At 45.8% G+C, this 20,241-nt stretch carries 18 protein-coding genes and 1 tRNA gene; 9 read left to right on the top strand and 10 right to left on the bottom strand.

Translation table 11 applies throughout. From position 1 onward, the window contains the following. Nucleotides 1-32: 32 nt before the first annotated feature. From MSG33_RS19170 to rpsU, 5 genes are all read right to left on the bottom strand, one after another. A tRNA-Ile gene (locus tag MSG33_RS19170) sits at nucleotides 33-108 on the bottom strand. Between the two features lie 155 nt (nucleotides 109-263). Further along, nucleotides 264-2,126: an RNA polymerase sigma factor RpoD gene (gene rpoD / locus MSG33_RS19165; protein WP_005395986.1), complete on the bottom strand. Its 1,863-nt coding sequence runs from the start codon at nucleotides 2,124-2,126 to the stop codon at nucleotides 264-266. Nucleotides 2,127-2,225: 99 nt separating this feature from the next. Then, complete coding sequence (gene dnaG, locus MSG33_RS19160; RefSeq protein ID WP_248381760.1) at nucleotides 2,226-3,992, bottom strand: DNA primase; 1,767 nt, start codon at nucleotides 3,990-3,992, stop codon at nucleotides 2,226-2,228. A gap of 149 nt (nucleotides 3,993-4,141) precedes the next feature. Next, nucleotides 4,142-4,585, bottom strand: a complete 444-nt coding sequence (locus MSG33_RS19155) for a GatB/YqeY domain-containing protein (protein WP_248381758.1) — start codon at nucleotides 4,583-4,585, stop codon at nucleotides 4,142-4,144. Between the two features lie 27 nt (nucleotides 4,586-4,612). Then, complete coding sequence (gene rpsU, locus MSG33_RS19150; RefSeq protein WP_001145625.1) at nucleotides 4,613-4,828, bottom strand: 30S ribosomal protein S21; 216 nt, start codon at nucleotides 4,826-4,828, stop codon at nucleotides 4,613-4,615. A 230-nt stretch (nucleotides 4,829-5,058) separates the two neighbouring features. Between rpsU and tsaD the strand changes: the two genes are divergently transcribed. Further along, a complete protein-coding gene (gene tsaD / locus MSG33_RS19145; RefSeq protein WP_046874179.1) occupies nucleotides 5,059-6,075 on the top strand; it encodes a tRNA (adenosine(37)-N6)-threonylcarbamoyltransferase complex transferase subunit TsaD in 1,017 nt (338 codons plus the stop codon). Nucleotides 6,076-6,250: 175 nt separating this feature from the next. Continuing rightward, nucleotides 6,251-7,066, top strand: a complete 816-nt coding sequence (locus MSG33_RS19140; protein ID WP_124008970.1) for an alpha/beta fold hydrolase — start codon at nucleotides 6,251-6,253, stop codon at nucleotides 7,064-7,066. Between the two features lie 34 nt (nucleotides 7,067-7,100). Here the strand turns inward: MSG33_RS19140 and plsY are convergent, their stop codons facing one another. Next, entirely contained in the window at nucleotides 7,101-7,712 is a 612-nt protein-coding gene (gene plsY, locus MSG33_RS19135; RefSeq protein WP_005379857.1) for a glycerol-3-phosphate 1-O-acyltransferase PlsY, read from the bottom strand. Between the two features lie 250 nt (nucleotides 7,713-7,962). Between plsY and folB the strand changes: the two genes are divergently transcribed. From folB to MSG33_RS19120, 3 genes are read left to right on the top strand one after another with little or no spacing between them, the layout of a single operon-like run. Continuing rightward, nucleotides 7,963-8,322, top strand: a complete 360-nt coding sequence (gene folB / locus MSG33_RS19130; protein WP_005395977.1) for a bifunctional dihydroneopterin aldolase/7,8-dihydroneopterin epimerase — start codon at nucleotides 7,963-7,965, stop codon at nucleotides 8,320-8,322. Then, nucleotides 8,319-8,807 carry a 2-amino-4-hydroxy-6-hydroxymethyldihydropteridine diphosphokinase gene (gene folK / locus MSG33_RS19125; protein WP_248381756.1) on the top strand — a complete coding sequence of 163 codons (489 nt, stop codon included), beginning with the start codon at nucleotides 8,319-8,321 and terminating at the stop codon, nucleotides 8,805-8,807. Before folB ends, folK begins: the two co-directional genes overlap by 4 nt. Nucleotides 8,808-8,816: 9 nt before the next feature. Beyond that, a complete protein-coding gene (locus tag MSG33_RS19120; RefSeq protein WP_006743204.1) occupies nucleotides 8,817-9,620 on the top strand; it encodes an undecaprenyl-diphosphate phosphatase in 804 nt (267 codons plus the stop codon). 218 nt (nucleotides 9,621-9,838) lie between these two features. Here MSG33_RS19120 and MSG33_RS19115 read toward each other — a convergent pair whose 3' ends face one another. After that, the gene (locus MSG33_RS19115; protein ID WP_248381754.1) at nucleotides 9,839-11,059 is read right to left on the bottom strand and encodes a multifunctional CCA addition/repair protein; all 1,221 of its coding nucleotides are present in this window, start codon (nucleotides 11,057-11,059) and stop codon (nucleotides 9,839-9,841) included. Nucleotides 11,060-11,197: 138 nt separating this feature from the next. On the opposite strand from MSG33_RS19115, the gene MSG33_RS19110 reads away from it, so the two are divergent. The 3 genes from MSG33_RS19110 (at nucleotide 11,198) to ggt (ending at nucleotide 15,508) form a co-directional block, all read left to right on the top strand. After that, nucleotides 11,198-12,814, top strand: a complete 1,617-nt coding sequence (locus MSG33_RS19110; protein WP_053808557.1) for an ExeA family protein — start codon at nucleotides 11,198-11,200, stop codon at nucleotides 12,812-12,814. Then, nucleotides 12,814-13,497 carry a general secretion pathway protein GspB gene (locus MSG33_RS19105; RefSeq protein WP_048626619.1) on the top strand — a complete coding sequence of 228 codons (684 nt, stop codon included), beginning with the start codon at nucleotides 12,814-12,816 and terminating at the stop codon, nucleotides 13,495-13,497. The genes MSG33_RS19110 and MSG33_RS19105 overlap by 1 nt, the downstream gene beginning before the upstream one ends. Before the next feature lie 280 nt (nucleotides 13,498-13,777). Beyond that, complete coding sequence (ggt, locus tag MSG33_RS19100) at nucleotides 13,778-15,508, top strand: gamma-glutamyltransferase (protein ID WP_248381752.1); 1,731 nt, start codon at nucleotides 13,778-13,780, stop codon at nucleotides 15,506-15,508. A 91-nt stretch (nucleotides 15,509-15,599) separates the two neighbouring features. Here ggt and MSG33_RS19095 read toward each other — a convergent pair whose 3' ends face one another. From MSG33_RS19095 to MSG33_RS19085, 3 genes are all read right to left on the bottom strand, one after another. Beyond that, complete coding sequence (locus MSG33_RS19095) at nucleotides 15,600-16,211, bottom strand: TIGR04211 family SH3 domain-containing protein (protein ID WP_031780509.1); 612 nt, start codon at nucleotides 16,209-16,211, stop codon at nucleotides 15,600-15,602. A gap of 178 nt (nucleotides 16,212-16,389) precedes the next feature. After that, on the bottom strand, nucleotides 16,390-17,649 hold the full coding sequence (locus MSG33_RS19090) for an inorganic phosphate transporter (RefSeq protein WP_005395948.1): 1,260 nt from the start codon (nucleotides 17,647-17,649) through the stop codon (nucleotides 16,390-16,392). A 131-nt stretch (nucleotides 17,650-17,780) separates the two neighbouring features. After that, nucleotides 17,781-18,461: a TIGR00153 family protein gene (locus tag MSG33_RS19085; RefSeq protein WP_031780508.1), complete on the bottom strand. Its 681-nt coding sequence runs from the start codon at nucleotides 18,459-18,461 to the stop codon at nucleotides 17,781-17,783. Between the two features lie 212 nt (nucleotides 18,462-18,673). Here MSG33_RS19085 and MSG33_RS19080 point away from each other — a divergent pair, with 212 nt between their 5' ends. Then, nucleotides 18,674-20,206, top strand: a complete 1,533-nt coding sequence (locus MSG33_RS19080; RefSeq protein WP_005395946.1) for an inorganic triphosphatase — start codon at nucleotides 18,674-18,676, stop codon at nucleotides 20,204-20,206. The last annotated feature ends 35 nt before the right edge of the window (nucleotides 20,207-20,241 follow it).

Below are 20,241 nucleotides of genomic sequence, written 5' to 3'. Positions count from 1 at the left end.
TTACGGATTTCTCCATAAGCCTTAAGGAATAATGGTGGCCCCTATGTGACTTGAACACATGACCAATCGATTATGAGTCGACTGCTCTAACCACTGAGCTAAGGGGCCTTAATAGGACAACGATTATAGGGGAAGCGTTGCAAGGTGTCTAGATACCAACTAGGGCAATTGCGCTTAGTTTTTATCCACTTAGCACAGTCGATAATAAAAAAGGTGACTTAAAGTCACCTTTTTTTGATTTCTAAAGCTTATATGCGCTGCGTTTATTCGTCTAGGAAGCTGCGCAGAGTCTCTGAGCGGCTTGGGTGACGAAGCTTACGTAGTGCTTTTGCTTCGATCTGACGGATACGCTCACGAGTAACGTCGAACTGCTTACCAACTTCTTCTAGAGTATGGTCAGTGTTCATGTCAATACCAAAGCGCATACGAAGTACTTTCGCTTCACGTGGCGTTAGACCTGCAAGCACGTCTTTCGTTGCCACTTTAAGGCTAGTTGCTGTTGCAGAATCTAGCGGAAGTTCTAGCGTTGTATCTTCGATAAAATCACCTAGATGCGAATCTTCGTCGTCACCGATTGGTGTCTCCATTGAGATAGGCTCTTTAGCGATTTTCAGAACTTTGCGAATCTTGTCTTCTGGCATCTGCATGCGCTCAGCCAGTTCTTCCGGTAGTGGCTCACGACCCATCTCTTGCAGCATTTGACGAGAGATACGGTTTAGCTTGTTGATCGTTTCGATCATGTGTACCGGGATACGAATCGTACGTGCTTGGTCCGCGATTGAACGAGTGATTGCCTGACGGATCCACCACGTTGCGTAAGTCGAGAACTTGTAACCACGACGGTATTCGAACTTATCTACCGCTTTCATCAGACCGATGTTACCTTCCTGGATAAGATCCAAGAACTGTAGGCCACGGTTGGTGTATTTCTTCGCGATAGAAATTACAAGACGCAAGTTCGCTTCAACCATCTCTTTTTTCGCACGGCGAGCTTTTGCTTCACCGATAGACATACGACGGCTGATGTCTTTAATGTTCTGTACGTTTAGAGAAGTCTCTTCTTCAATCATTTTTAGCTTAGCGATTGAACGACGGATTTCTTCTTCGTTACGTTTGATCTTTTCAGCGTATGGCTTGTCTGAAGCAAGAACTTCATCTAACCAAGCTTCACTTGATTCATTACCAGTGAACAGCGCGATGAATGATTTCTTCGGCATTTTGCCGTATTCAACCACAGACTTCATGATCAGGCGTTCTTGAGTACGAACGCGATCCATAGCAGTACGCAGTTCATTCACTAGGTGATCAAACTGTTTAGGCGTTAGACGAAACTCGCGGAATACGTCTAGCATCATTTCATTAGCAACGGTTGCTTTCGGGCTGTTATAGCCGTACTCGTTGATTGCTAATTGAAGATTTTGATAGGTGCTGCGTAGTTGGTTGAATTTCTCTAGCGCTAATTCTGGATCGATACCTACATCTTCTTCAGAATCATCTGAATCGTCATCGCTATCTTCGTCGTCATCAACGTCTTCATCGTCTTCTTCTTCTAACTGAGATTCAGTCAGTTCAGAACCGATGTGTGTTGCCGTTGGTGCAGCGGTGTCGTCAGCATCTGGGTCTACAAAACCTGAAATAAGGTCAGTAAGACGCAGTTCTTCAGCTTGAACTTTGTCAAATTGCTCAAGAATGTACGGAATCGTACCTGGGTATTCAGCAACAGACGATTGAACTTGGTTAATACCTTCTTCAATACGTTTTGCGATGTCGATTTCGCCTTCGCGAGTTAGAAGTTCGACAGTACCCATTTCACGCATGTACATACGTACTGGGTCTGTGGTACGACCAATCTCACTCTCTACGCTAGACAGTGCAGCGGCTGCAGCTTCGGCTGCATCTTCATCGGTAATATTTGTGTCATCGTTCAGTGCTAAATCATCAGCATCAGGAGCAGTTTCTACTACCTTAATGCCCATGTCGTTGATCATCTGAATGATGTCTTCTACCTGTTCTGAATCTACGATTTCAGCAGGTAGGTGGTCATTTACTTCGGCGTAGGTCAGATAGCCTTGTTCCTTGCCTTTAATAACAAGTGACTTTAGCTGTGACTGCGGATTGTGATCCATAGACGGTATCCAACTTCGTAATCTGGTGAAGGAATCAGTATGCGAAATGCAAACCACTTACTATAACAAATTAAATCGTTGCTGACTAATTAAACAGGGTTACGCTTTTAAATCTAGCATAAGTGCTAGCAGCTCCCTTTTCTCTTCGGCTGATAAACCGACACTTCTTGCTTTGGCCTGCAGGTTTTCAATTTGTTTTTCTACGCACTGGGCAATAATTTTATCCAGTGAGTCTAAAAATATTTCTTCTTGGTTGTCCTCATCGAGTGGAATGTCCCAACTCGCGAGACGAGACAGAAGGGTCTCATTTTGGCTGTTTCGCCAATGCTCTAATAATTGGCCTGTGTTGATATGGGGATGCGCTTGGCATTTATCAAGTACATCAACAAATAAACTTAGACCAGGAATGGGTAAATCTCTAACGCTAGTTAGATCTGGCACCATACTTACGTATTGTGGGTTTTGAATCAGTAACGCGATCACTTCTCGCATCGGCGTTCGCTTGATTTCTTTATGAGGTTGAGGCCTTTTATCCTCTTTACCTTGTTTTGAAATTAGCTGCTGTAGTTGGCGTTCATCAACCAAACCCAAACGGCGGCCAAGCAGTTCTCTCAAGTATAGTCTTAAAGTGCCGCCAGGGACTTTGTCGATGAGAGGAACAGCAAGGGTACTCAGCTTTGCCATGCCTTCTTTCGAGCTCATATCGACTTGCTGAGTCAATGAGCTGAACATGAATTCAGACAAGGGCATCGCATTAGACACTTGTTGTTCAAATGCTTGTTTTCCGTTTTGTCGGATATAAGAGTCGGGATCTTCTCCATCCGGCAAAAACATGAATTTTAACTGGCGACCATCAGTTAGGTAAGGCAATGCATTTTCCATGGCACGCCACGCTGCTTCACGGCCTGCGCGGTCACCGTCGTAACAACATACGACAGTGCTTGTTTGCCTGAATAACACTTGCAAGTGATCGCCCGTTGTAGAGGTACCCAATGAGGCAACGGAATAATCTACGCCATATTGAGCAAGCGCGACAACATCCATATAGCCTTCAACCACTAAAATTTGTGGTGGCTCACGGTACGCTTGTAGTACTTCATAAAGGCCATACAACTCTTTACCTTTATGAAATATCGGGGTTTCGGGTGAGTTGAGATATTTCGGTGTCCCATCACCTAATACTCGACCCCCAAAGCCTATCACTCGGCCGCGTCTGTCTCGAATAGGAAACATCACTCGACCACGGAATCGGTCGTAGCGGTTGCCTTTATCGTTTTCAATCAACATGCCGCCTGTGACGAGCATGTCTTGGTTTTCTTTATTCTGGCCAAAGTTCTTACGAACTAAATCCCATTCATCAGCCACATAGCCGATGCCAAATTTCTGGACGATTTCACCAGACAGGCCGCGATCTTTTAGATACTCAATCGCCACTTTACTTGCTGGCTGCTTGAGTTGGTTACGATAAAATTGAGCAATGCTGCCCATTAAGTCGTATAGATTACGTTTTTCACTGCTGCTTGCTTGTGGGCCTGACTGGAACGAACCATTACCGCCGCTACGTTGTTCGCGAGGAACATCTAAGCCCAAGTATGAAGCGAGTTCTTCAATGGCTTCGACGAATTCTAGCCGGTCGAATTCCATCAAAAAGTCGATGGCATTTCCGTGCGCACCACAACCAAAACAATGGTAGAACTGCTTTTCTTGACTGACGCTGAATGACGGCGTCTTTTCGTTGTGGAACGGGCAGCATGCGCCGTAGTTTTTGCCTTTTTTCTTAAGTTTCACACGTGCGTCGATGATATCGACAATATCAAGTCGAGCTAGAAGGTCATCGATAAAACTGCGAGGGATGTGTCCAGCCATAAAACCTAACAAAAAAAGAAGATGATGAGTGGAGTGAATGCTTTAAAAGAATAAGCGTGTTGCTCACTTATTTCATTCCATTCATCCAGATACAAACAAGCCGTGCGTTCCAAAGGATAGCACGGCTTGCTGCAATTGGGTGGGGTATCTTAAGCCAGTTTAGCGCGAACTAAACCGCTTACTTTACCCATATCTGCGCGCCCTTGAATTTGCGGTTTCAGAACGCCCATTACTTTGCCCATGTCTTGCATGCCAGCTGCGCCAGATTCAGCAATCGCGTTCTCGATAAGAGCCGCTACTTCTTCGTCTGTCAGTGGTTGAGGCATAAAGTCCTCAAGAACGGTAATTTCTGCTTGTTCCGCATCAGCAAGATCTTGACGACCCGCTGCTTCATACTGCGCTACAGAGTCGCGACGTTGTTTAACCATTTTGGTCAATACCGCAAGAATGTCGTCATCGTTCAGAGTGTTCTGCTCGTCAACTTCACGTTGCTTGATTGCTGATAGGGCTAAACGAATAGTACCAAGGCGCAATTTGTCCTTGGCTTTCATCGCTAATTTTTGCTCTTCTTTGAGTTGATCAATCAGAGCCATAACTAAATTCCTTTTGGAGCTCAGTTATTAGTACAGGCGAACGCGACGAGCGTTTTCGCGAGCTAGCTTCTTAGCGTGACGCTTTTGAGCTGCTGCTTTAGCGCGTTTGCGAACTGTAGTTGGTTTTTCGTAGTGCTCACGACGACGCACTTCAGAAAGGATACCTGCTTTTTCGCAAGAGCGCTTGAAACGACGTAGAGCAACGTCGAACGGTTCGTTTTCACGTACTTTAACTACTGGCATATGCCTTTCACCTCAGGGGTTATTCGTTAACGCTGGCATTCAACAGACCAAATCACAATTGTTTGGTCTCTTACCAGCTTGATCAAAAATGGTGCGGAATTTTAATCCGATCACAACTACTTTGTAAAGCCTTTTGTCGATTATTGTCTGTACAAAATTTGTTTGCAGCACCAAGGCGAGGTAATATGACGCCCAAATTTCCTCTATACAGAAAGCATACTGAGAAAACCATGCGCATTATCGGTATTGAAACCTCTTGTGACGAGACTGGCATCGCGATTTATGATGATGAAAAAGGTCTGCTGTCACACAAGCTTTACAGCCAAGTAAAACTGCACGCAGATTACGGTGGTGTGGTGCCTGAGTTGGCTTCACGTGACCATGTAAAGAAAACCATTCCTCTTATTAAAGAGGCACTAAAAGAAGCGAACTTAACTTCGAAAGACATTGATGGTGTCGCGTACACAGCGGGGCCGGGGCTCGTTGGTGCACTATTAGTGGGCGCTACTATTGGTCGCAGTATTGCTTATGCTTGGGGAGTGCCTGCGGTACCTGTTCATCATATGGAAGGTCACCTGTTGGCTCCAATGTTGGAAGATAACCCACCGCCATTCCCGTTTGTGGCAGTGTTGGTGTCGGGTGGTCACTCGATGATGGTTGAAGTGAGAGGCATCGGTGAGTACAAAATTTTGGGTGAGTCGATTGATGATGCGGCGGGCGAAGCGTTTGATAAAACAGCGAAGCTAATGGGGTTGGATTACCCAGGCGGCCCGCTGTTGTCTAAACTGGCAGAAAAAGGCACGCCGGGTCGCTTTAAGTTCCCGCGCCCAATGACTGATCGCCCTGGCTTGGATATGAGTTTCTCTGGCCTGAAAACCTTTACAGCAAATACGATTGCTGCGAATGGCGATGACGAGCAAACTCGCGCAGACATCGCACTGGCATTTGAAGAAGCCGTGTGTGCAACATTGGCGATTAAATGTAAACGCGCGCTTGAGCAAACAGGCATGAAACGTATTGTTATTGCTGGTGGTGTGAGTGCTAACCGTCGTTTACGTGCAGAGTTAGAGAAGCTAGCGAAGAAAGTTGGCGGCGAGGTTTACTACCCACGAACTGAGTTCTGTACGGATAATGGTGCGATGATCGCTTACGCTGGCATGCAGCGTTTGAAGAATGGCGAAGTGGCTGATATGTCGGTAGAGGCTCGCCCACGTTGGCCGATTGACCAACTGACGCCAGTCGCTTAATCAAACTTATGCGGTAGGTTTGAAATAGATTCACTACGATAAAGGTCTCTGCTCATCAGAGGCCTTTATTTTTAGCTATTCAATGAAAAGCTTCGTTTACACTCTGACTGATGCGAGCAGTTCGGTATCGTTTCAGTGATAGGATGGTGCGGAAGAATAAGAAATGGATATAACAATGAATAAGTTTGAAATTGAAGGTCAGCAACTTGCTTACCTTGATAAAGGTGATGGTCCAGCATTACTGTTTGGTCACAGTTATTTGTGGGATAGCCAAATGTGGGCGCCACAAATTGAAGTTTTAAGCCAGTCATATCGTTGTATTGTGCCAGATTTGTGGGCACATGGTGAGTCAGAAGCGGCCCCTGCATCGACAGAGTCATTAGTTGATTATGCACAACATATGTTGGCGTTGATGGATCATTTGGATATTGAAGAGTTTTCTGTGGTGGGCTTATCTGTTGGCGGCATGTGGGGAGCGGAACTGACGGCTCAAGCACCGCAACGTGTGAAATCACTGGTATTGATGGATACCTTCATTGGCTGGGAGCCAGAAGTTACGTATAAAAAGTACTTTGCAATGCTTGATACCATTAGCCAAGTCCAAGCGGTGCCTGCGCCAATTATTGAAGCTGTCGTGCCATTGTTTTTTGCTAATAACGCTGAGCAGGTGAATCCTGAGTTGGTCGCTGCATTCAAACGCAGTTTAGAAAGCCTGAGTGGTGAGCGTGCGGTTGAAGTGGCTCGCATTGGTCGCATGGTGTTTGGTCGCCGTGATGTTATTGAAGATTCGGAAAAATTCGCTCTGCCGACGTTAATTGCGGTGGGCTGTGAAGATAAGCCTCGCCCGGTTTTCGAATCGTATTTAATGAAAGACTGTATCACGGGCAGTGAGTTGGTAGAAATTCCGCAAGCGGGACACATCAGTTGTTTAGAACAGCCGGAATTCGTCAACCAAATGTTGTTGAACTTCCTGAATCGAGTTCATGCATAACCAATGCATCCCTCTTTAAACGAAAAACTCGGCATTAAGCCGAGTTTTTTTGTGTCAGTTTCTTCTCGCCGATTTTTGGCTCGTCGCCAGACAAAAGCCGACGAATATTTTGATGATGCTTAAATACGATTAAGCAACACAGCATAGCAACAGGTAACGTGTATTGCGGTTTAAACATCCAAGTATAAAACGGAGTGACCAAAACCGTGACGAGAGCCGCTAAGGATGAATAGCGGAATAGCGCGGCTACTGACAGCCAAGTTAACATCACTAATCCTGTTAAGTCCAAACCAATCGGAGCGATAGCGCCAAGCGCGGTTGCGACACCTTTTCCGCCTTTAAAGTGGAAAAAGATGGGGTACATGTGCCCAAGACAGGCAGCAATGGCGATGACGCCAAGAATGATAGGGTCGATACCAAGAAAGTATCCGCCCCACACGGGGATGGTGCCTTTGAGCATATCGCACAACAAGACTGAAACAGCGGCTCCTCGTCCGCCAATACGCAATACGTTCGTTGCTCCAGGGTTGTTGGAGCCTACACTGCGTGGATCTGGCAGTTTTAAGAGTCGACAGATCAAAACCGCACTGGAAACCGAACCCAGTAAATAGGCGGCCATTGTCATTATCAGTGCCAGTGCGTCCATAGAAGTCCTTGATGGATTGGAATTTAATGCTCGGTTCCCGCGTAGTTGCTATCATACCTCGAATTCACATAATGCAGAAATCCTCACTGTGATAGAGCTTGCATTATGTGATTTCTTGTATATAAAGATGCTTTCGCAGTTTATACCTAAGTAACATTGTGATGACCCAAGTAAATGTTACTTAGGTATAGAATACTACGATCAAATTACCCCTCACGGGTATCCGACCTCTGTAATAGAAGGACATAAGATGGCTCTGGATAAAGTTTTTATTGAACAATTAGAAGTAATCACCACGATTGGCGTGTACGACTGGGAACAACAAATTAAACAAAAGTTGGTTCTGGATATCGAAATGGCGCACGACAACAAGCCTGCGGGTAAAAGTGATGATGTGCAAGATGCGTTGGATTACTCGCAAGTGAGTGAGGCGGTACTGAGCCATATTGAAAATGGTCGTTTTCTGTTGGTTGAACGTGTAGCCGAAGAAGTGGCAGAGCTTATCATGCAGCGTTTCTCTGTGCCTTGGGTGAAAATCCGTTTAGCAAAACCTGGTGCCGTGCCACAAGCACGCGCTGTTGGTGTCGTGATTGAGCGAGGTCAAGCATGATCACCACCTATATCGGTGTTGGTACGAATGTAGAAAGAGAGCAACATGCGCTCGCTGCGTATCAGGAGCTGCTACAGCTTGGAGAAAACCTCCTCGTATCGCCGGTATATGAATGTGAACCTATTGGCTTTAGCAGCCAGAACTTCTACAACTTTGTCGTTGCAATGCGTACCGAGTTGTCGTTAGAAGAGTTGAGTCATCAGCTACGTGAGATTGAATTTAAGTGGGGACGCGAAGAAAATGCGCAAAAGTATCAGGATCGAACACTGGATCTCGATATAGTGTTGTTCGGTGAATGTGTCTCCAAGAAAAAACCTGAGCTACCTCGCAGTGATATCTACAAATATCCTTTTGTCACAAAGCCTCTGTATGATCTCGAACCTCAATTAGTGATCCCAGGCGATGGACGCACAGTCGCAGATATTTGGCATGCAATGCAGCCAGTCGATTCACTCAAACCTGTTTCTTTTTCATTTTTAATTTGAGTTGTTTACATGAGTTATTTTGAAGCCTTTATTCTGGCTCTGATTCAGGGTCTGACAGAGTTTTTGCCTATTTCGAGCTCTGCCCATTTGATCCTGCCCTCCGCCATTTTGGGATGGGAAGACCAAGGTCTAGCCTTTGATGTTGCTGTTCACGTCGGTACATTAATGGCTGTCGTGATCTATTTTCGTCATGAAGTGATCACTCTGTTCCAGGCATTATTTGCTTCGATCTTTAAAGGAGATAGGAGTAAAGAAGCAAAACTTGCTTGGATGATCGTGATTGCGACGATTCCAGCTTGTGTGTTCGGCTTGTTGATGAAAGACATCATTGAAGTGTATCTACGTAGCGCTTATGTCATCGCGACCACAACGATCGTATTTGGCTTGTTGCTTTGGTGGGTAGACAAAAACGCTAAGTTGGTTGCAGATGAATACCAAACGGGTTGGAAGAAAGCTGTGTTTATCGGTATTGCCCAAGCCTTAGCGATGATTCCTGGAACGTCGCGTTCAGGGGCGACCATTACGGCTGCACTTTACCTAGGCTTTACTCGAGAAGCGGCTGCGCGCTTTTCATTTTTAATGTCGATCCCGATCATTACATTAGCTGGTAGCTACTTAGGCATGAAGCTAGTGACCAGTGGTGAACCTGTCCATATTGGCTTCTTGCTGACTGGTATCATCACATCGTTTATCAGTGCATATATTTGTATCCACTTTTTCTTAAAGATGATTTCACGCATGGGCATGACACCGTTTGTGATTTACCGTCTGATTCTAGGTTTCGGCTTGTTTGCGTTCTTGCTTAGCGCCTGATAACGCGACGGATTGGCAGCTTGCTTAACCGCAAGCTGCATACCTAAACCACAACGTCATTCTGAACAGCGACGAAGGAGCGAGGTTCAGAACCTTCTCTCAGAGTTTCTTGTAGCGTTGGCCATTTCTAAAACTTCCCTGCGTGCTGATATTAGATTCCTAGTCTCGCTGGAATGACCTGGCATGAATACAATTCGGTTAATTAATCTGAGCTCAGATCATTTATTCAAAGCGACTCTTACCGCTTCAATCCGTCTATTTTCTTGTTCATCACGTATTGCCGGGCCTTTAAATCCATCCTTAATGATGCTCTGAACATCTACGGCGGCTGCGGCTTGATAAGCGTGGGTAAAAATCTCAGCTTGAGGATAAGGCTTCTCTTCTAACCCTTTTCGACCTGCATGGTCAGCCTGACAGCATATTAAAATATCTTCTAAGCGCTCAGCTTTGCGCCACACATCGAATTTGTTGAGTATCTTTATGATGGTTTGCGGCTTTAACTCGGCCGCGCGATGGATATTGGAGTGCTGTTCGCACACCATCAAGGCTAAATCACGAAACTCATTCGGTACACGGACACGCTCGCACAGCTTTTTGATCAGTTTTAATCCTGTATGACAATGCATTCTGTGGCTTGGCCATTCGCTCTCTGGCGTCACCCCTTTGCCCAAGTCATGCACTTGAGCGGCAAATCTGACGGGGAGTGAGTCACTCAGTCTTGCAGCTTGCTCTGCCACCATCAAAGTATGGATGCCCGTATCGATTTCTGGATGCCATTTTTCTGGTTGAGGTACGCCAAATAGTGCATCAATTTCAGGTAAAACAACGGCCAATGCACCACAATCTCTTAGAATCGATAAGAAGATATCAGGGCGAGGGGTGGAGAGGGATTTATGCCATTCTTGCCAAACACGCTCGGGAGTCAGTGTGCTCAGCTCCCCAGACTCTGCCATGTGGCGCATTAACTGCATGGTTTCGTCGGCAACCGTAAAGTCTAGATCAGCCAGCTTGGCAGCAAAGCGAGCGACACGTAAAACGCGTAGAGGATCTTCGACAAAGGCGTCTGAGACATGGCGTAGCAGTTTATCGTTGAGATCTTGCTGGCCGCCGTAAGGATCATGGAGTTTACCTGCATCATCCATTGCCATTGCATTAATGGTTAAATCACGACGAATTAAATCTTCTTCTAAGGTGACACTTTGATCAAAGAAACACTCAAAGCCAGTGTAACCAGAGCCTGATTTTCTTTCTGTTCGCGCAAGTGCATGTTCTTCTTTGCTTTTTGGGTGCAAAAATACAGGAAAGTCTTTACCAATGGCGGTGTACCCTTGGGACAGCATCGTCTCGGGAGTCGCACCTACGACCACCCAGTCGTTGTCATAACTATCAATTCCGAGCAATTTATCTCGAACTGCGCCACCTACTAAATAAACTTGCACGAATTACCTCTTAATTTATTGATATGCCGTTGGACATTGTAGCAAGCAATGGTACTTTTCTTTACTCCCGAGAGTAGATGCAGCTATGTTTATATTATATCTGACTATTCCCTGGTGGTTTTTTAGCTGGAGAGCCTAATGTATAAGGACTTTTTTGGGTTTGTAGAACAACCATTTTCGATTGTTCCAAACTCGCGTTATTTGTATTTAAGCCAACGTCACAAAGAGGCAATCACACATCTCCAAGCCGGGTTAGGCGATGGCGGTGGTTTTGCTATGCTTACTGGCGAAGTGGGTACAGGCAAAACGACCGTCGCAAAAGCGATGCTGGCGAATTTAGGTGATAACACCAAAGCGGGTCTGATCCTAAATCCCACGTTTTCGAGTCGAGACTTGCTCGAAGCTATTTGCGATGAATTCAAAATTACTTACCCGCCAGATGCAAACCTCAAACAGCTAAACCAAGTGATTCACAAATACTTGCTGCGTAATTATCGTTCAGGCTGGCAGACATTGCTGGTCATTGATGAGGCTCAACACCTTGCTGCCGACGTTTTAGAGCAGCTACGTTTGTTGACCAACTTGGAAACCGATACCAGAAAACTGCTCAAAGTGTTGTTGGTCGGACAGCCTGAATTACAGCGGTTATTACAAACGACGCAACTACGCCAGCTCGCTCAGCGCATTACTGGGCGTTATCACTTGTTGCCGTTGGATGAAAAAGAGACAGAAGATTACATCGCGTTTCGATTACATACGGCAGGTGGTGACCAGCAACTGTTTAATCGTGCTTCTTGTAAACTCATTGCCAAATACAGTCACGGCATCCCGCGCTTGATTAATCTTATCTGTGATAAATCTCTCAACATCAGTTATCACCAAGGTAATGTGGTTGTGGATAAGCAAACCGTTCAGCAGGCCTGTGAAGAGGTGATGCAGTTTCAGGCAGATATTTATCAGCAAGATAAAAAAGAGCGCCGTACTTTCCGTTGGCCTGCTTGGGGCTCAGTCACGGTGGGTCTTATTGCTGCATTAGGTACGGGGTGGGCGGTCGTGAATTATATGCCAGCTCAAGCAACGTCAGTGTTAGCGCAAGTGAGTGCACCAAGAGAGGAGCCAACGCCAATAGTCGTCAACCAACAATTGACAGATGATCAGCGTGACTTATTGTTAGCACAAAAACAGTCGAATCTCGCCGTGAATGATTTGTATCGTTTGTGGGGTTATCAAGCATCGGTTCGCGACAATCTTTGTTTATCAGAACCCCAATCGACCATGCGTTGTGAGCGTAAAATGGCGACCTGGCCGCTGCTGATGCAACAAAATCGCCCTGTAATTTTGGAGTTGAATTATCAAGGTGATGTTGGGTATGTCATTTTGTACGCCGTCGGTAATGACAAAGTCGAAGTACTCAATGGCAAGCAGCGTCTGCGTCTGCCTATTTCGTGGCTAAAGCCGATGTGGCAAGGCAATATCATTGAACTGTGGCAAGCGCCGTTGAAAGAGACATTACGTTTAGACATGGAAGGCCCTGCGATCGAAGTATTAGACCGACTATTAGCAGAAGCGGTAAGTGAGCCACTGCTTGAAACGTCTATTTTTGATGGTGCGATGAAAGAGCGCGTTGAGTTATTCCAACGTTGGCAAGGTATTGGGGTCGACGGCATTGCAGGTAAGCGGACGCTAGATCGTCTTCAACAAAACGTGCAGCCAGATGCGCCTCAATTGGCACGAATCGAGAAGGAGGACGCATAATGTCAGCTGTGAAACATATAGGTCTGTTCTTGCTGCCAATCACCGTTGCTGCAATCGGAGTTGCTTGGTATTTAGATCTCCTTACGCCTCATGCTGAAGCTAGTACTTCCGCCCTTAAGGCTAAGATGGAAGCGGAACAACCGTTCAAAGCATTGGACTACCCTGAAACTACTCAGTTGGCGCAATTGCCAAGAGAGTGGCCAAGTGCAGAGCTGTCTCGTGATTTTGGTACGTTTGCAACATCTGATGAATACGTGAGTAATACAGCAAACAAAGACGAGATAGAAACATCTGTATCAACTCAAGGCACTTCAGTAGTTGAAGAGGACCTAGGTTTGTCTCTGGATGATCTTGACTTGTCCTCATTATCTCCTGATTTGGCGCGAAAGGTCGAAAATGCGTTATCCCGAGATGATGCGCCTTCACCACAAACGGTGCGCGTGAACGATTTAGAGCGCAACGCTCACCAATGGCAAGGGCGTTTACCTGCGCTCAATTTGCAAACTCACATGTACGCCAGTGATGAAAATCGCCGCTGGGTGAAAATTAACAATGTTGAATATCATCAAGGAGACGTTGTTGATGGGCAGGTCACATTAAGAGAAATACAACCGCAAGCGGTGATTGTCGAGTTCCAAGGTGAGCAAATTCGTATCCCAGCGTTGTATGAGTGGAAAGGGTAGCCGTTTTTTATAGTAAATCATCAAGCCAGCGAGGTCATGTCGCTGGCTTTTTTTGTTTCTCATAAGGTCTTTTTTCATCTATTTGAGTGATGATTTTTAGGGACTCACACAAGCTAAATATAGCTTTTCTCAGTTGTTTAAATTACATCAATATCAGTCATGTATTAGTAGAATGACTCCAGTCAGCGTTGTGTAAAAAAACGCCACATTGACGAACTTCGTCATCACGACCTGGTCCACGTTAGACCCCATGAAATAACAGGAGTCTACACAGAGACACATGCGTATTCTGATTTTTTCTTTAAGTGTTGTTGCGTCGTTAAGTTACGCAGCAAAGCCGACCCCTTTCCCTATAACACCAGATAATAACGGGCAAGATTTCATGGTCAGTGCGACGAATCCTTACGTGAGCAGTACCGGTTACTCAATATTGAAAGAGGGTGGGAACGCCGTTGATGCCATGGTCGCGATGCAGATGGTGATGTCTGTGGTTGAACCGGATATGACGGGAATTGGAGGCGGTACTTTCGCGCTGTTTTATCAACATGACAAGCAGAAGTTTTTAGCCCTTGATGGGCGAGATGAAGCGCCGTCTAGCGCTCACCCTGAGATGTTTATTGAAAATGGGAAAGCACTAAGCCGCGATGAAATTTTGGGGCCTCGCTCCGTTGCAGTGCCGGGCACCTTGCGTCTGCTTTATTCCACTCATGAGCAATACGGCAAATTACCATGGTCTGAGTTGGTTCAACCTGCGATTAAGCTCGCGCGTGATGGGTACGCGATGAATAGCTATACCTATGATATCGTCGTGCGAGAGCAAACGCGTTTGGCTCGCGACCCAGAAATTAAAGCCTTGTATTGGCAAGATGATGAAGTGAAGCCAACAGGGACGTTAATGAAGAACCCTAAAATGGCTGAGACGCTAGAGAAAATAGCTCAGCAAGGCGATCGCTATTTGTATGGTGGTGCACTTGGTCAACATATTGTTGATACGGTGAATAGTCGTATTAACGATCAGCATGAGAAATTGTTGTTAGAGGACTTTAAAAACTATCAGGTGAAATCTCGCGATATTATTGAAAGCGATTATCGAGGCAACAAAATCGTTTCGTTTGGTTACCCGGCCTCTGGCGGTGTGATGGTTGCTCAAAGTCTGAAATTGCTGGAGCCGTACGATATATCTCAGATGGCATTAACTGATGTAGAGCCTTGGCGTTTAATGACCGAGGCGATGCGCTTAGCAAAAGCTGATCGTATTGCGTATGCAGGAGATCCGGATTATGTGGAAGCACCAGTTGAACAATTGTTATCTAAAACCTATTTGGACCAGAGACGTGATTTAATCCCTGATAATGGCACCTCGAAAGAGAATCCAAAAGCCGGACAGATAACGCAAACTCAGTATGCGCAATATCAAGGCTTCGAGAGCAAAGATACAGGGCACATTTCTATCGTTGATAGGGAAGGTAATGCGATTGCTATGACCAGCACCGTTGGCACGGGAATGGGATCTGGTGTCATGGTTGATGGCGTTATCTTGAATGCACAAATGGCAAACTTCTCACCTCAGCCAACGGTTAACGGCAAACCTACGCAAAACTCAATTGAAGCGGGCAAGCGTCCACGCTCAGCCATTACGCCATTAATGGTGATGGACAGTGATGATAACTTGCGTTTGGTTGTCGGTTCACCAGGAAGTTCGCAAATTCCGGGGTATGTACTCAAAACCGTGGTTGGGGTACTGGATTGGAAGTTATCAGCGCAAGACGCCATTGACCTACCAAATATCCAGTACGGCACCAAGATAGACCGCACTAAGCCGTATGACCCAACAGGCTTGCTAGTGGAGAAGAAAACCTTCGCAGAAATGTTGGTGCCGGAGTTTATGGAGCTTGGCTACCCAGTACACGTTATTCCAGTGGTAAGTGGTTTGAATGCAATTGAGCTAAAAGATGGCAAGCTTTATGGCGCAACGGATCGTCGTCGAGCGTCTAGTTCAATGGGTGAGTAGTGCAGATTTCCGTAAAACTAAGCAAACAAAAAAGCCAGTCGAATATCGACTGGCTTTTGCATTCTTTTTTATAGATAAAAGGGCGAAGGATTTATGCCCAACCCGCAGGTGAACGTTTTCTACGAGGCATGACATGCGGAAGAATCAAACCAAATAGCAAACCTAAACCTGCAACACCGCCGCCATAAGTGAAGTACTTAAGCAGCATGTCGTCTTTTTGTGTATCCAGTTTAGCGCGCAGCTCGCGGTTTTCTGTCTCAACAGAAGTAAGCTGGTCGCTGATCTCAGAGTATTTATTCTCAAGATCGGAAATTTGTTGGTTACGCGTTTCTAGAGAGGTAACAAGGCCGGCTTTCTCTGCATCAGAAGTTTTACGAGCGTTAGCAAGCTGCTCTTTCACTTCTGCTAGCTCTTTCTCAATGCGAGGAAGGCGAATCGCCATGCTTTCTTGGTTTGTCACAAACTTGCTTTGTACCCAACCAGTACGACCGCGGTCATCACGAACTTGCGTATAGCCAGTATCTCGGTTGGTTTTAATCAGTTGTACTTTAGAACCGGCATTAACACTACCAATAATACGGTAGGTGTTATTTGGACCTGAGTGCATAAAAGTGAAGAGGTCATCAGAAATATAACGGTCTGCTGCTAGGGCCGCTGGCGCTGCTAGCAAAGTAAACAAAACCGTGATGATTAGTTTTTTCACAGTAAATCCCTTAACGATTTTTCTTGGAGACAGCGTTGGCACCGAATGATTGGAGCCGGAAATAGACGAATAGTATGCAGTTTCAAACTTCGGTGCAACAAAGAAGGGAGGCAAAGCCTCCCTTTCTGTGCGTTTGAGTCAATAATGACAAAGCGCTTACATTCTATTGACGAGTGTCTTAAGCGAACATCGCTTGAAGTCCGTAGAAGAATACAACGGCCAATAGTGCACCTGCTGGTAGTGTAACGATCCATGATGCCACGATGTTACGAACCACGCCCAGGTTTAGTGCCGCGATACCACGAGCAAAGCCAACACCGAGAACCGCACCAACCAATGTTTGAGTGGTTGAGATTGGCAGACCAGTACCAGAAGCTAGAACAACAGTACAAGCGGTTGCTAGCTGAGCTGCAAAACCACGGCTAGGAGTTAGCTCAGTGATACCTGTACCAACGGTTGCCATTACTTTGTGACCCAGTGTCGCAAGACCGACCACGATACCAATACCACCAAGAGGTAGAATCCACCAAGCGATGGTGCTTTTCGTGCTGATTTCGCCCATGTGTTCAACAGTCGATACTACAGCTGACAGTGGACCAATGGCGTTTGCAACGTCGTTTGAACCGTGTGCAAATGCCATTGCACAAGCGGTGATAACCATCAGAACGCTGAAGATACCTTCCACGCCAGAAAAGCTGCGGTCTTCTTCGCGATTAGCGAATTTTTTCTGGATGTATACGTAGCCGCCAACCATCACGAGTGCTGAAACTGCTGCTGCCCACATCCAAGCTTCGCCATTGGTTAGGTGAAGACCAACGTGTTTTAGACCTTTTTTGATAGTTACAAGTGCAATCACCATTGTTGTGATGAACATGTAAACAGGAACAAAACGTTTGGCGTTGAATAACGGGTTCTCAGTATCAAAAATCAGACGTTGTGCGCTGACAAAGATAACGTAAGCAAAGAAACCTGAAATCACTGGTGTAATAATCCAGCTACCAACAATGCCTTGAACACTGCCCCAGTCAACCGCTTCAGTACCTACTGATACGCATGCAAAACCAATGATTGCACCGATGATTGAGTGAGTCGTAGATACTGGCCAGCCCATGTAAGAGGCAAGAAGTAACCATGTACCCGCAGCCAAAAGAGCAGACATCATACCGTAGACAAGAACGTCAGGTTGACTAGCAAATAAAGAAGTTTCGATTACACCTTTACGGATAGTGTCGGTTACTTCACCGCCTGCAAGGTAAGCACCTGCAAATTCGAAGATCATCGCAATGATGATAGCTTGTTTTACGGTTAGCGCTTTTGAACCTACTGATGTACCCATCGCATTAGCAACGTCGTTCGCGCCAATACCAATCGCCATCATGAAACCAAAAATCGCTGCAACAATAATCAGGACAGTGCCGTAGTTCGCAAGGATATCCATCGTAATACCTAGTTGTTTTATAACAAGCGGAACAAAATTTTACGCGCGCCAAACCATAAGACGATGAAAATAGTCATCGTCCCTATGACACGTGTTCATTATGCTCTTCGTTATGTCGTTAACTTTATGTTTTAAGATCGAGATAGCATGACTTCCAAACGAGCACCTACGCGCTGCGCTTGGTCGGCAATACCACCTACCCATTCAAGAATCTTGTACAAGAACATGACATCGATAGGGTTCATGTCAGACTCAATCGCCATCAACTGTTGACGAAGTTCAATCTGCATAGCATCGGTATCATCTTCGATGACATCTAATTGATGAATCATTTCAGCGACGAGCGTCACTTCACGACCTTTGAAGCCGGTTTCTAGCAATTCATCAAGTTCATTGATTACCTTTTGCGCCTGATCGGCCGCATCAAGACAACGTTGAACGTAAGCGAGGAAGTTTGGTTGGAGAGCCTCAGGAATGACAAGTTGACGACCATATACACGGCCAGCAATGTCTTTTGCCAGGTTTGCAAGTTTGTCCTGCTGAGTCAGAAGCTCAAGCATGTCAGTACGGTCTACTGGCATGAACAAACCGCGAGGCAGTTTTAGACGGATTTCACGTTTCAGCACGTCCGCTTCTTTCTCTAGGTGAGAAATTTGTGCACGGATTTCAGATGCTTTTTCCCAGTCACCCTTTGAAGATACTTCAAAGAATTTCACCAAGTGTGAACAACATTCGTTGACACACACAACGTGGCGTTGCAAAGGCTTAATTGGGGACTTTGCAAATAACCCCATAATTGTATTTACTGGCATGGTCATTCAACCTAATAACTATAACCTTAAAAAAACATACACCATTTCTGAGTGCTTGGCGAAATGTTGAACGATGGCTATAAAGGCGCGCATGGTAACGCATTAAATCGCTCATTAAAACTGTTTTAGATCATCATTCCGGCGATATTTCTCTCTTGCCGTGCGAGAAATTACGCAATATCCTGTTTCTATCTGCTTTGAAAGGTATAGCTATGGAAACCGAAATAGAACTGAAGTTTTTTGTTTCTCCTGAATTCTCAGAAACTTTAAAAGAAAAAATTTCTGAGACAAAAGTACTTCAGCATAGTTGTCGTGACTTGGGTAACACCTACTTTGATACCGCCGATAAATGGCTGAGAAAGCACGACATTGGTTTAAGAATTCGCCGTTTTGATGATGTATTCGTCCAAACCGTAAAGACAGCAGGACGCGTCGTCGCAGGCTTACATCAAAGACCAGAATACAATGCTGAGCACACTAGCGACGAGCCTAACCTGTCGCTTCATCCTGTAGACATATGGCCGCCAGGTAAAGACGCAGCAACGCTGCAATCTGAGCTTATGCCGTTATTCTCGACCAACTTCACACGTGAACAGTGGCTGATTGGCATGCCAGATGGTAGCCAAATAGAAGTGGCGTTTGACCAAGGTATGGTCGTAGCCAAAGGTGAAGATGGGGAAGAGAAACAAGAACCGATTTGCGAAGTTGAACTGGAACTTAAATCGGGCCAAACCGATGCCCTATTTACACTAGCACGTAGCTTTTGCGAGCAAGGTGGCATGCGTTTGGGTAACTTGAGTAAGGCGGCGAAAGGCTATCGACTTGCAAGTGGCTATGCAGGTGATGAAGTAAAATCGTTGGCGCTTGTGGACAGTAGCCCGACGGATACCGTTGAATACTGCTTGATCAACTCTTTAGAACACGCCCTATCTCACTGGCATTATCACGAGCAAATTTATGCTGAGCGTGACAATGTGGAAGCGCTACGTGAAATCAGCAATGCCATTCGTTTTATTCGTCAAACATTGACCATTTTTGGTGGTGTTGTCCCTCGTCGTGCTAGCGCTATCCTGCGCCAAGAGCTCAAATGGTTGGAAGAAGAGCTGAGTTGGTTGGATGAGCACGCGCATCTTGAAGAACTTTTGGATGACAAAGGCAACGTGCTGCGTAAGTTGGATGCGCGTAAGTTCTTAGTATCTGAGTTGACTCAGCAGCTACAAGAGCTGCCAAGCCGTGAAGAAGTGCTAGGGCTGCTCAATTCCGCGCGTTACACCGGGTTATTGCTGGATCTTAGTCGCTGGATCTTAGCGCGTGGCTGGCAGCCGTTTCTTGATGAAAAAGCGCGTGAAAAAATGGCAAGTAATATCATGCCGTTTTCAGTCACTCAGCTCGATCGCACTTGGGCAGAACTAATGGAAGCTTTCCCTGCAGAGCGCGACCTGACGGCGCAAGAGTACGTTGATCAGCGTTATCGCTTATTGCGTAATCTCTATACCGGCATTGGTTTCGCGAGTTTGTATAACTCGGATGAGCGTAACAGCTTCCGTTTGCCATGGGCGGATCTGGTGCATGGTATTGATGATCTGCTAATGCTGAACCACTTACTTCCGTTGGTTGATATGTTGGAAGACGCAGAAAAAGAGCAGTTAGAACGCTGGTTGCACCGTCAAGAGCGTTCTATTTTGCATGCAATGGATCAAACCCGAGCGATCAGTGTAGAAGTTCAGCCTTATTGGCGTGAATGATCACCTTGAGTACCTGTACAAAAAATAGGACCGCA

Source organism: Vibrio sp. 1CM7H, assembly GCF_023161645.1.
Taxonomy (GTDB): Bacteria; Pseudomonadota; Gammaproteobacteria; order Enterobacterales; family Vibrionaceae; genus Vibrio; species Vibrio diabolicus.
This window is presented reverse-complemented; position numbering and strand designations above follow the sequence as displayed.